Genomic DNA, 11,571 nt, shown 5'->3' on the forward strand with positions numbered 1-11,571 from the left:
CAACGGCCGGGGATCAGCGGTTCCACGGCTGCCGGGACGCCTTGCGGGCGGCGGACGCGTAGGGCGGCGTGTGCCGTCGCTGGGCCGGGATCGAGGTCACCGTTCCCCCGCCCCGTGCGGCCTGTCCCGGCGGTCGCCGGGCTTCTGCGGGGCCGCCGGACACCACCAGCGGGTCGATCATCACGACGACGGCGGCGAGCAGGAGGAAGCAGCCCGGTCCGATCATCATGGGCAGGAGCAGCGAGGTGGGCGCCTCGCCCGGCGGTGCCGGTACGGCGTCGGGATGCAGGTGCACCTGGAGCGCGGCCATCCCCGTGTAGTGCATCCCGCTCACGGCCACGCCCATGACCACGCTGGCGCCCAGGCTGGGGAGGAAGCCATGGATGGAGACAGCCGCCCAGAGCGCGGCGGTCGCGGCCACCACCGCGATGACGACGGAAAGCGCGACGGTGAGGGTGTCGTATTCGAACAGACCCTCGAAGTTCATTCCGGCCATGCCGAGGTAGTGCATGGAGGCGACCCCGAGGCCGGTGATCGTCCCGCCCGTGACCAGCGCCATCCGGGTGGCGCCCCGGTAGCCGACCAGGAAGATGCCGACCCCGACCATCCCGACGCCCACGGCGAGACTGGCGTAGGTGAGGGGCCTGTCGTAGCTCACCGGCGCTTCCTGGACGGTGAAGCCGAGCATCGCGATGAAGTGCATCGTCCAGATGCCGGACCCGATGGAGGTGGCGCCGAGTGCCAGCCAGCCGGCTCTGGACGCCCCGCGGGTGCGCAGGGACCGCGTGGTGCACCGAAGACCGAGCGCGGCACCGAGGCATGCCATGAGGAACGCCGTGACGGGTGTCACGAGTCCGTAGGTGAATCCGTCAACTGTGCCCTGCATGCTGGTACGCCCTTCGCGGTGTGCCCGGGTTCGGGGGTGACCCTAAAGGGCGAGGCCCGGCAAGCAAACATAAGAGCGGCATTTTATCCGCCTCCGGGCCCTCCGAGGACTCGGCGCCCACCCTTCCGTTCACAACATGGCCATCATCCTCCTCCCCTCCGTTGGGGATCTGATGCGAGTCTCTGCCTGAACGCATCTCGACGCGAGGAGTCCACGTGTCCGTACGCACAGCAACCGCTTCCGGAGCCGCCGCCGTCATGCTCGGCGCCTGCGTCCTGCTGCCCGCCACCCAGGCCCAGGCCTCGGGCGCGCAGGACAGCCCGGTCGTCTACGCCCACCGGGGCGCTTCCGCCTACGCCCCGGAGAACACCCTGGCCGCCGTGGACGCGGCGGACGACCTGGGCATCGCGTGGGTGGAGAACGACGTCCAGCTCACCAAGGACGGCGTGCTGGTCGTCGTGCACGACACCACCCTGAACAGGACCACCGACGCCGAGGAGGTCTTCCCCGACCGCGCGCCCTGGGCGGTCAAGGACTTCACCGCGGCGGAAATCGCGAAGCTGGACGCCGGCAGCTGGTTCGGCGCCGGCTTCGCGGGCGCCCGGGTGCCGACGCTCAGCCAGTACCTGCACCGTCTCGAGCGCAACCGCCAGAAGCTGCTCCTGGAGATCAAGAGCCCGGAGATCTACCCGGGGATCGAGAAGGAGACCCTGCGGGTCCTGCGCAAGGAGGGATGGCTCGACCGTGCCCACGTCAAGCACAAACTGATCATCCAGAGCTTCGGTGCAGAGAGTGTGAAAACTGTTCATGTTCAGCGGCCGGACGTCGTCACGGGCTTCCTGGGCACTCCGGCGGTGGCCGATCTGCCGTCGTACGCGGCGTTCACCGACCAGATCAATCCGTCGTACACGACGATCGGCGCCGACTACGTCGCCGCGGTGCAGAAGCTGAAGGGCGCCCATGGCAAGCCTCTCCAGGTCAACACCTGGACGGTGAACGACGCGGCGAAGGCTGCCGAGGTGGCCGACTTCGGCGTGGACGGCATCATCACCAACAACCCCGACGTCGTCAGGGACGCCACCCGCTGAGCGGCTGACGGGACGGCACTGTCAGTGGCCGGCCGTACGGTGGGTCGCATGGAGAGCAGCGAGCAGATCGTCGAGTGGTCCGTCGTGCCGAGCGACATCGGCCCGCTCCTGCTGGCCGCGACCCGCTCCGGCCTGGTCACCGTGGTCTTCCACGCGCGCCCGGCGGTCCGGGACAAGGTGCTGGAGCGGCTGCGGACACGGCTGGGCGCGGAGCCCGTGGAAGCTCCGGACTCCGCGCTGCTGGCCGAGCCGGTGCGCCAGCTCGCCGCGTATTTCGCCGGAGGGCTGCGGGACTTCTCGCTCGCCCTGGACTGGTCGCTGAGCTCCGGCTTCCACCGCGAGGTGCTCACCGAGCTGGCCTCCGGTGTGCCCTACGGGACGGTCGTGGGCTACGGCGAGCTGGCGAGCCGGGTCGGCCAGCCGGGCGCCGCCCAGGCCGTGGGGGCGGCCATGGGCTCCAACCCGCTGCCGGTCGTGGTCCCGTGCCACCGGGTGGTGGAGAGCGGCGGCGGGCTCGGCGGGTTCGGCGGCGGGCTGGAGACGAAGCGGCAGCTGCTGGCTCTGGAGGGCATACTCCCGCAGCCGCTGTTCTGAACGCCGTCCGTCCGGCGCCGAAGAGACGATCACCGCTCGTCCTTTCGTCGAAGGGCACATCACCGCGTCGTGCCGTACTCCGTCGCTTCGTAGCGACCGTGTCCGTCACGCGATGTCGCACGGAGGGACGAGCTGGCACACTGCCGCGGTGATGACAGCTCTCCCCGCATCCCGGATCACAGCCGCCGAGCTGCCGGCCCTGCGGCGCCGGATATCCGCCGTACTCGTCGGCAGCCAGATACTCGGCGGCCTCGGCGTGGCCGTCGGTATCGCGCTCGCCCCCGTCCTGGCGGCCGAGGTGAGTGGTTCCGAAGCCCTGTCGGGGCTCGCGCCGACCGCCTCCGTGACGGGCACCGCACTGCTGTCACTGCCGCTGGCCGCTCTGATGACCTCGCGGGGCAGGCGCGCCGGGCTCGTCTCGGCCTACCTGATCGGGGCGTTCGGGGCCTTCCTCGTGGTGACCGCCGCCGTCGTGGGCAGCTTTCCGCTGCTGCTGCTCGGCATGGCCGGTTTCGGTGCCGGCTCGTCGGCCAATCTCCAGGCGCGGTTCGCGGCGGCCGACCTCGCGGAGCCGGAGCGGCGCGGCCGGGCGATCTCCACCGTCATCTGGGCCACCACGATCGGTTCGGTGCTCGGCCCGAACATCGCCGCTCCTGCGAGCCGGGTGTTCCGGGGCACCTTCGTGCCCGAGACGGCGGGCCCGTTCGCCTGGGCCGCCGTCATCTTCCTGCTCACCGGGGCCGTGGTCGCCGTGCTGCTGCGCCCCGACCCGCTGCTGACCGCGCGGGCGCTCGCCTCCGAGGACACGGCCGACGCGGCGGGCCGATCGCTGCGGGCGGGGATGGCGGCGGTGCGGGCGGCCCCGATGGCCCGGATGGCACTCGTGACGGTCGCCGTGTCCCACACCGTGATGGTCTCCATCATGGTCATGACCCCTGTCCATCTGGGGCACCACGGCGCGGACATCCAGCTGATCGGCCTGGTCATCAGCGGACACATCGCCGGCATGTACGCACTGTCCCCCGTCATGGGCTGGCTCTCCGACCGGGTCGGCCGGCTCTCCGTCATCGGGCTGGCCGCCGGACTGCTCTGCTGCGCGGCGGTGTTGGCCGGTACGTCGGGTGACGGACACATCCGGACGGCCGCGGGCCTGTTCGTCCTGGGGCTCGGCTGGTCGGCGGGCCTGGTAGCGGGCTCGGCTCTGCTCACCGACTCCGTACCGCAGCCGGCACGGGCCGCCGTGCAAGGACTCTCCGACCTCACGATGAACACGGCGGCCGGCATCGGCGGCGCCGTCGCCGGAGTGATCGTCTCCCGGCTGGGCTACGGCTGGCTGAACGCGGTCGCCGCCTGCCTCCTCCTGCCGATGGCCGCGCTCGCGTTGCGCCGGGCGACCGCCCGGCCGGCCCCGGATTCCGCGAAGGCCTGACCACCCGCTCGACAGCCGGGTCGTGGCGGGTTTGCGGCACCCGGGCCCGCGACAGAGATGGTGCATGCCTCAGAATCCATCGGCACCCCTGTCGCAGGACCCCGGCCGCAGCACCCCCGTACTCTCCGAAGAGGTGCGGGAGGCCCTGGAAGAGCAACGCCCCGTGATCGCCCTGGAGTCGACGATCATCGCGCACGGGCTGCCGCGCCCCCGCAATCTCGACGTCGCCCAGGAACTGGAGGAGCTTGCGCGGAAGGCCGGCGCCGTCCCCGCCACAGTCGCCGTGCTGGACGGCCGTGCGCATGTGGGTCTGGACGGACCCCAGTTGGAGCGGGTCGCCGGGGACCCGGACGTACGCAAGCTGGGCCACCGTGACCTCGCGCCCGCGCTGGCCCTCGGCGCGAGCGGCGCCACCACCGTGTCCGCCACCGCCTTCCTCGCGGCGCGGGCCGGTCTGAGCGTCTTCGCGACCGGCGGGCTCGGCGGCGTACACCGCGAGTGGACACAGACGCAGGACGAGTCCGCGGACCTCCGGCTGCTCGCCCGGACCGGGATCACGGTGGTGTGCGCGGGCGTGAAGTCGATCCTGGACGTACCCGCGACACTGCAGCGCCTGGAGACCCTCGGTGTCGGTGTGCTGGGCTACGGGACGGAGTATTTCCCCGGCTTCTACCTGAGCAGCTCCGGGGAGCGGGTCGACTGGACCGTCCGTACGCCCGAGGACGTCGCGCAGGTGATGCGGGCCGGGAAGCAGCTGGGCGGCCCGCCCGCGGCGCTGATCGTCGCCAACCCCGTCCCGGAGGAGGAGCAGTTGGATCCGGAGGTGCACGACCGGGTGCTCGCCGGGGCCCTGGTCGCCTGCCGGACGCAGGGCGTCACGGGGCAGGCGGTCACCCCGTTCCTGCTGGAGTATCTGATGCGAGAGACCGGCGGGGCGTCCCTGGAGGCCAATCTCGCCGCCGTACGCGGAAACGTCCGGCTCGCCGCGCGGATCGCCGTGGCCGCGGCCGGCCGGTGAGCGGGCCCGGCCTCTCGGTGGGCGGGGGCGGTCTGCTCGTGGTCGGGGAGGTGGTCACCGACGTGGTCGTACGGCACACCTCCGCACCGCTGCACGGCACGGACACGCCCGCGCGGATCTCCACCCTGCCGGGCGGTGCGGGGGCCAACGTGGCCTGCTGGGCGGTACGTTCGGGGTGCCGGGACGTCCGGCTGCTCGCCCGGGCCGGGACGGAATCCGCGGCCTGGCACCGGGACGCGCTGCGTCGGGCCGGGGTGCGCCCCCTGCTGTGCGTGGACGAGGACGCCGCGACCGGCACGGTGGTGGCCCTGGTCGACTCCTCGGCCGAACGCACCTTCCTCACCGACAGCGGGGCGGTCCTGCGACTCTCGCCCGGCGACTGGTCTCCTTCGCTGCTGGACGGTGCCGCCCGGCTCCATCTGTCCGGATATCTCCTCTTCGGGCCGACGAGCCGGGCGACGGCGGCACTGGCGCTGCGGGAAGCCCGGCTGCGGGGTGTCCCGGTGAGCGTGGATCCGGCTTCGGCCGGATTCCTCGCCGCACTGGGCGCCGCCACGTTCCTGGACCTGGTCGAGGGGGTCGATCTGCTGCTGCCCAACGCGGACGAGGCACGCGAGCTGACGGGGCTGCCGGATCCCTCGGACGCCGCGGCCAAGCTGAGCCGTCATGTGGGCCGGGTCGCCGTCACTCTCGGGGACCGGGGCGTGCTGCTGGCGGCCGACGGCACGGTGACCGCGCGTGTGCCCGCCGGGGAGGCCGGCGCCCCGGTCGACTCGACAGGCGCGGGGGACGCGTTCACCGGCGGCTTCCTCGCGGCCCTCATCGCCGGTGCGGACGAGGTCTCGGCGGCCGCGGCGGGCTGCCGGGCAGGGGCCGAAGCGGTCGCGACGGTCGGGGGCCGCCCGGCGTGACGACCCCTCGCTTCAACCGCCGAGGCCCGTCCAGGCGGGGTGGCGCGGGTCGTCGGCGCGTACGACGGCGTCCGCGCGGTCGGCCGGGGCGACCTCGTCCTCGTACCGCGCGAAGGCGGGCAGCGTCCACCGCTCGCTCTCCCGCGTACGCCGTCGCAGTGCTCCCGGCGAGAGGCTCAGATGCACTCCGAGGTCGAACGGGAACCAGTGCCCGAGGAGCAGCGGCCCGTGCAGGATCAGTACCCCGCCCTCGGGCAGCACCTGGTACGGACTGCGGGTCGCCCGGTCCGTCGCGGGGTTCCAGAGATCGGGCAGGACCCGTCCGCTGCCGCCCGCCTCGAGCGGGCGGAACACCTCGCGCCACAGCGCCCCGGTGTCGAACCAGCTGTCGGCGTAGGAGTCCGGGTCCTCCTTGCCGTATTCGTAGCGCAGGCTGGCCGGGCGCAGGAAGCCACCCGTGGAGACGGTGAGCACCGGGCGCCCGCGGGCCCGCAGTGCCTCGGCGAGGTGGGCGGCGGCTTCCTCGGGGCGGGCGGCGGGAGCGCCGTCGACGCCGATCCTCAGCCAGGACCCGCCGTCGGCCGGTTCGAGTCCGTCGGCATGGGCGGCGAGGGCGCGGGCCAGCCGTTCCCAGGTGATGGGTTCAAAGTGCACGCATCCATCATCGCCCTGTCGCATCATCATCCGTATGGATCTCGCATACGCCCGTCGGTTCGCGTCCCGGTGGCAGGACGACTGGAACTCCCACGATCTGGACCGCATCCTCGCCCACTACGACGAGGACGTGACCTTCAGCTCACCGATGATCGCCCGGCTGACGGGCTCCCCGGCCGGGACGCTGCAGGGCAAGGCGGCGCTGCGCGCGTACTGGGCCGCCGGGCTGGAGAAAATCCCCGACCTGGAGTTCGAGGTGATGGACGTGCGCGCCGGCGTCGACGCGCTGGTGATCGACTACCGCAACCAGATCGGTGGCCGGGTGTACGAGGTGCTGACCTTCCGGGACGGGCTCGTCGTCTCCGGTTTCGGAGCGTACGGGGAGACGGCCGCCGTCTGACGGACGGCTCGGGGCGTGCGGGGAGATCCGCTGCGGGGCGGGCTCCCCCGGCGCTCTCATCCGGCCGGGCAGTCCACCGCGTCGGCGTCCTCGGAGAGTCACTGCCCTCGGGGAGTCGCGGACAGCTGATCGCCGTCGTCGGGTCCGGAACGCCGACGTGGGCCCTCCGCGGCTGCTCGGTCGAGGCGACACCGACGGGCCCGTCGTTCATCGAGCCGGCCACCGGCACACCGGGCACGATCTCGGCACGGAACCCGTCGTGCTGTGGGTGGCCTGCCTGCTCCATGACCGGCTCCCTCAGCATCCGGACCCATGGAACACGCGCACGCCACGCTCGAGTCGGCCTGCGGGCACCGGCGGCGCGGTCAGCCGCCGCCACGGAGTTCGACGGCGAGCGGGCTCTCGCCCAGGACCTCGGCCCGGCCCTCCTTGACGGCCTCGGCGAGGGTGCTCCCACCTCGCCCGATGGTCAGGACGGCCTCCGCGTCCAGCACGAGGCACGCGTCCGGGGCGTCGGCGGGACCGTAGCCGTACACCTCGCCTCCCGTCGCCTCCGCGCCGGCGCGGATGTGGAACTCGCCCTCGGGAAGCCTGACTTCGATGACTCCGCTGTGGGTGAGGCCGTCCATGGCCCGCAGCAGCGGCAGGGCGAACCAGTGGGCCCTGACCGCGTCCGTGGGCCGGCGTTCGCCGAGCGCGGGCGCGCCCCACCCGGCGAGCGCGGTGAGGACCGGGAGCAGTCCGCGCCCGTGCTCGGTCAGTTCGTAGACCGAGACGGCCGCCGGGGGCGGGAGGCGGCGGCGCACGGCCAGGCCGCCCTGTTCCATGTCCTTGAGCCGGGAGGCCAGCACATCCGTGCTCACTCCCGGCAGATCTGCGTGCAGATCCGTGTAGCGGCGCGGCCCGGCCAGCAGTTCACGGACGATCAGCAGGGTCCACCGGTCGCCGACGGAGTCGAGGGCACGGGCGGTGGCGCAGAACTGGTCGTAGCTCCGGCGGCGGACGGGACGTGCGGGCTGCTGCTGACGTGGCATGCGACGCAGTCTAGACATGTTGTTGGACTTTCCAAGCCCGAGCTTGGTAAAACCAAGTAACGCAAATTCAGGGTCGGGGAGGCACCGCATGGAGTTCCGGCAGTCCAGCAAGCTGAACGAGGTCTGCTACGAGATCCGGGGCCCGGTCATCGAGCAGGCCAACGCCCTGGAGGAGGCGGGCCACAGCGTGCTCCGCCTCAACACGGGCAATCCGGCGCTGTTCGGGTTCGAGGCCCCGGAAGAGATCGTCCAGGACATGATCCGGATGCTCCCTCAGGCGCACGGTTACACCGACTCGCGCGGCATCCTGTCCGCGCGCCGGGCCGTCGCGCAGCGCTATCAGGCGATGGGACTGGCCGATGTCGACGTGGACGACATCTTCCTCGGCAACGGGGTCTCCGAGCTGATCTCCATGGCCGTGCAGGGGCTCCTGGAGGACGGCGACGAGATCCTGATCCCGAGCCCCGACTATCCGCTGTGGACCGCCGTCACCACACTCGCGGGCGGCAGGGCCGTGCACTACACCTGCGACGAGGGAGCGGACTGGAACCCCGACCTCGCCGACATGGCCTCGAAGATCACCGACCGCACCCGGGCCATGGTGATCATCAACCCGAACAACCCGACGGGCGCCGTCTACTCCCGCGAAGTCCTCGACGGCATGCTCGACCTGGCGCGCCGGCACGGGCTGATGGTGTTCGCCGACGAGATCTACGACCAGATCCTGTACGACGGTGCCGAGCACCACAGCGTGGCGGTGCTGGCACCCGACCTGCTCTGCCTCACCTTCAGCGGGCTGTCCAAGACGTACCGGGTGGCGGGGTTCCGCTCCGGCTGGATGGTGGTGTCGGGCCCGCAGCAGCACGCCCGCAGCTATCTGGAGGGGCTCACCATGCTCGCCTCCATGCGACTCTGTCCCAACGCCCCGGCGCAGTACGCGATCCAGGCGGCGCTCGGCGGTCGGCAGTCGATCCGGGAGCTCGTCGCCCCGGGCGGCAGGCTCCACGAGCAGCGTGACCGGGCCTGGGAGCGCCTCAACGAGATCCCCGGGGTGTCGTGCGTGAAGCCGAAGGGCGCGCTGTACGCCTTCCCGCGCATCGACCCGAAGGTCCACCACATCGTCGACGACGAACGGTTCGTCCTGGACCTGCTGCTGCGGGAGAAGATCCAGGTGGTGCAGGGCACCGGCTTCAACTGGCCGCGCCCGGACCACTTCCGCATCCTCACCCTCCCGCACGCCGACGACCTGGACGCCGCGATCAGCCGCATCGGCCGCTTCCTGAACGGATACCGCCAGTGACCTGTACGACCTGCCGGACGCCCGTGCACACGCAGTTCGCCTCGCCCGGTCTGGTGAAGGCGATCGTGGAAGACGGGATCGATCCGGCCGGGGACCCCCGCTGGGCGGACTCGGGCGCCGCGTCGGCCTCCGACTACGCGCGCTGGGCAGGCCATCTGTGCGGTATGGCCTGCCTGCGCATGGCACTCGGCACCGGTGCGCCGACCCTGTTCGCCCTGCGGGACGGGGCGTTGAAGTACGACGCGTACACGGAGGACGCCGACGGTGTGATCAAGGGGCTGGTCTACGCTCCGTTCGCCCGGTACGTGTCCGAGGTCCACGGGCTCGACGCGGTCGTCCACCGGGACCTCTCCCCCGCCGGCATCCTGGAGATGCTGGACGAGGGACGAAGGGTGATGGCCTCGGTGCACTACGGGATCCGGCACCCGGAGCGGCCGGCCCCTGGGCGCGGCGGCCATCTGGTGCTGCTGACCTCCCGAACGGCGGACGGGGCCGGCGTCCACTTCCACAACCCGTCGGGGACCACGGCCGCGACCCGTGCGGCCGGCCTTCCGCTGCCGGTCTTCGAGCGCTTCTTCGCAGGCCGCGGGGTCTCCCTCCCCGCCGCTGCGACAACAGGCGCGTAGCTGCTCACCATTACGGGTGGTTCGGCCTCGATCGGGATGTCCCGCCGCGCGGGCGCGACGCCCTCGTGCCACGGTGGGCGCCGACCTCGTCCGACCGTTCAGGGGAGAGCACCTTGCCGCGTCCGAGCACACCGCCCGAGCCGCGTCCGAAGCGTTCCGGCAGGCGCACCGCGCTCACCGCAGCCGTCGCGGCCGCCGCCGTGCTGGCCGGAGGGACACCGATCGCGTACGCCACCCTCGGCGACGAAGTCCCCCCGGCCGCGGCCGCCCCCGCCGCGCGGGGCACGGCCCATGTCGAGACCCGCCTGTTCTTCGGCACGGAACGCCCGGACGGGGGGCCCGATGTGACGGGTGAGCAGTTCCGGTCGTTCATCGACCGCACGGTCACGCCCGCCTTCCCGGACGGGCTCACGGTCCAGGAGGGCCGGGGGCAGTGGCGCGACTCCAACGGGGTGATCGAGCGGGAGCGTTCGTACGAGCTGATCCTGCTGTACCCGGCGTCGGAGGCCCGTCTGCGCGACCCGCAGATCGAGCGGATCCGCACCGCGTACGAGAAGGCCTACGCACAGGACTCGGTGGCCAGGCTCGACGAACGCACCCTCGCCGACTTCTGAGGCCCGGACGTCCTTGCCCGTTCAGCGCCGGCTCAGCAGACGTGCGAGCCCCTGCACCCCGCCGGCGACGACCGGGAACAGAGCCAGGCCCGCGGCGGCCGCGCGTCCTCCCCCGACGGGGACACCGGCCGCCGCCAGCCGTCGCACGGCCCAGACGGAGTACGGAATGACGACCAGCGGGGCGGTGACGACGCCTGGGGTGTAGCCGCGGTAGGCGGCGGACTGCGCCAGGTGGACCGCCCCGTGCAGCCCGAACCCGAACAGGACAGTCCCGAAGAAGGGGCTGCGGCCTCCCGTGCGCGCACCGGCCGCCGAAGCCGCGGCGACCACCCCGGCCATCAGGCCGATGGCGGTGTTCACCTCACGCTGCGAGAGGTCCATCCGCCGCCACACCGCGTCCGGCACCTGCGGGAAACGCTCCTGGAGACGGGGCCGGGCCCTCGCGGCCCACCGGGCCATGGTGGCCAGCTCCTCCGCGTCGTGCACCGCCCATGCGGCGAAGAGCCCCCAGGTCACCGCGCCCGGCACCGGTTTCCCGGCCATATCCGCCCCCTGTCGGTAGCTGACGCGACGATGCGATGTCGCGTCACCACCGACCCTAGGCCGGGCCGGCCCGGTCCTCCCGGTGTTCGCTACTGTTCCGCCGCCGGGTTCACGAACCGGCGCCCACGGACGGACACGAGCAGGGAGCAAGCGACATGGGTGCGGCCATACGCCACTTCACCGCCATCGGCCCCGGAGACCAGGTGTTCACGGTCAACGTCGAGCGGGACTTCCGGTACGACCCGTACCGCGATTTCCTCGTCTGCGCGCACTGCGGCTGGTCCCCGTCGCTGCTGACCATGCGGCCTGTCGACGACATGGCCTGGGAGCATCTGGCCGGCTCCCACGACGCCGCCCGCGGACGGACCGATCAGGAGAACGAGTCCTTCCGCAAGGCGCGTTGGGTGGTACTCCCGCTGTGCGCGGTCCTGATCATCGTTCTGCTGGTGTTCCTGCAGAGCTGACGGCCCTGCA

The 11,571-nt window shown here is 72.1% G+C and carries 14 protein-coding genes; 10 read left to right on the forward strand and 4 right to left on the reverse strand.

Features of this window, described 5'->3' with window-relative positions; all coding sequences use genetic code 11:
* Nucleotides 1–13: 13 nt before the first annotated feature.
* Entirely contained in the window at nt 14–886 is an 873-nt protein-coding gene (locus OG379_RS10030) for an MHYT domain-containing protein (RefSeq protein ID WP_405661320.1), read from the reverse strand.
* Nucleotides 887–1,101: 215 nt separating this feature from the next.
* Between OG379_RS10030 and OG379_RS10035 the strand changes: the two genes are divergently transcribed.
* From OG379_RS10035 to OG379_RS10055, 5 genes are all read left to right on the forward strand, one after another.
* Nucleotides 1,102–1,974, forward strand: coding sequence for a glycerophosphodiester phosphodiesterase (locus OG379_RS10035; RefSeq protein WP_405661323.1), 873 nt, complete (start codon nt 1,102–1,104; stop codon nt 1,972–1,974).
* 48 nt (nt 1,975–2,022) lie between these two features.
* Nucleotides 2,023–2,568, forward strand: coding sequence for a methylated-DNA--[protein]-cysteine S-methyltransferase (locus tag OG379_RS10040; protein WP_405661326.1), 546 nt, complete (start codon nt 2,023–2,025; stop codon nt 2,566–2,568).
* A gap of 151 nt (nt 2,569–2,719) precedes the next feature.
* A complete protein-coding gene (locus OG379_RS10045; RefSeq protein ID WP_405668467.1) occupies nt 2,720–3,997 on the forward strand; it encodes an MFS transporter in 1,278 nt (425 codons plus the stop codon).
* Nucleotides 3,998–4,061: 64 nt separating this feature from the next.
* Nucleotides 4,062–5,015: a pseudouridine-5'-phosphate glycosidase gene (locus OG379_RS10050; RefSeq protein ID WP_405661328.1), complete on the forward strand. Its 954-nt coding sequence runs from the start codon at nt 4,062–4,064 to the stop codon at nt 5,013–5,015.
* Nucleotides 5,012–5,926: a carbohydrate kinase family protein gene (locus OG379_RS10055; protein ID WP_405661331.1), complete on the forward strand. Its 915-nt coding sequence runs from the start codon at nt 5,012–5,014 to the stop codon at nt 5,924–5,926. Before OG379_RS10050 ends, OG379_RS10055 begins: the two co-directional genes overlap by 4 nt.
* A 12-nt stretch (nt 5,927–5,938) precedes the next feature.
* Here the strand turns inward: OG379_RS10055 and OG379_RS10060 are convergent, their stop codons facing one another.
* Nucleotides 5,939–6,580: a uridine kinase gene (locus OG379_RS10060; protein WP_393755400.1), complete on the reverse strand. Its 642-nt coding sequence runs from the start codon at nt 6,578–6,580 to the stop codon at nt 5,939–5,941.
* 34 nt (nt 6,581–6,614) lie between these two features.
* Between OG379_RS10060 and OG379_RS10065 the strand changes: the two genes are divergently transcribed.
* Nucleotides 6,615–6,980: a nuclear transport factor 2 family protein gene (locus tag OG379_RS10065; protein ID WP_405661334.1), complete on the forward strand. Its 366-nt coding sequence runs from the start codon at nt 6,615–6,617 to the stop codon at nt 6,978–6,980.
* A 365-nt stretch (nt 6,981–7,345) separates the two neighbouring features.
* Here OG379_RS10065 and OG379_RS10070 read toward each other — a convergent pair whose 3' ends face one another.
* Entirely contained in the window at nt 7,346–8,032 is a 687-nt protein-coding gene (locus OG379_RS10070; protein WP_405661336.1) for a winged helix-turn-helix transcriptional regulator, read from the reverse strand.
* Nucleotides 8,033–8,102: 70 nt separating this feature from the next.
* Between OG379_RS10070 and OG379_RS10075 the strand changes: the two genes are divergently transcribed.
* From OG379_RS10075 to OG379_RS10085, 3 genes are all read left to right on the forward strand, one after another.
* Nucleotides 8,103–9,314 (forward strand): pyridoxal phosphate-dependent aminotransferase, encoded by a 1,212-nt coding sequence (locus tag OG379_RS10075; protein WP_362938816.1) that lies wholly within the window; start codon nt 8,103–8,105, stop codon nt 9,312–9,314.
* The gene (locus OG379_RS10080; RefSeq protein ID WP_405661338.1) at nt 9,311–9,940 is read left to right on the forward strand and encodes a peptidase; all 630 of its coding nucleotides are present in this window, start codon (nt 9,311–9,313) and stop codon (nt 9,938–9,940) included. The genes OG379_RS10075 and OG379_RS10080 overlap by 4 nt, the downstream gene beginning before the upstream one ends.
* 113 nt (nt 9,941–10,053) lie before the next feature.
* Nucleotides 10,054–10,554, forward strand: coding sequence for a DUF3574 domain-containing protein (locus tag OG379_RS10085; protein ID WP_405661340.1), 501 nt, complete (start codon nt 10,054–10,056; stop codon nt 10,552–10,554).
* A gap of 21 nt (nt 10,555–10,575) precedes the next feature.
* On the opposite strand, the gene OG379_RS10090 is transcribed toward OG379_RS10085, so the two are convergent.
* On the reverse strand, nt 10,576–11,097 hold the full coding sequence (locus OG379_RS10090) for an HXXEE domain-containing protein (RefSeq protein ID WP_405661343.1): 522 nt from the start codon (nt 11,095–11,097) through the stop codon (nt 10,576–10,578).
* A gap of 155 nt (nt 11,098–11,252) precedes the next feature.
* On the opposite strand from OG379_RS10090, the gene OG379_RS10095 reads away from it, so the two are divergent.
* The gene (locus tag OG379_RS10095; RefSeq protein WP_405661344.1) at nt 11,253–11,561 is read left to right on the forward strand and encodes a hypothetical protein; all 309 of its coding nucleotides are present in this window, start codon (nt 11,253–11,255) and stop codon (nt 11,559–11,561) included.
* The last annotated feature ends 10 nt before the right edge of the window (nt 11,562–11,571 follow it).

The organism is Streptomyces sp. NBC_01166 (assembly GCF_045039765.1).
Classification (GTDB): Bacteria; Actinomycetota; Actinomycetes; order Streptomycetales; family Streptomycetaceae; genus Streptomyces.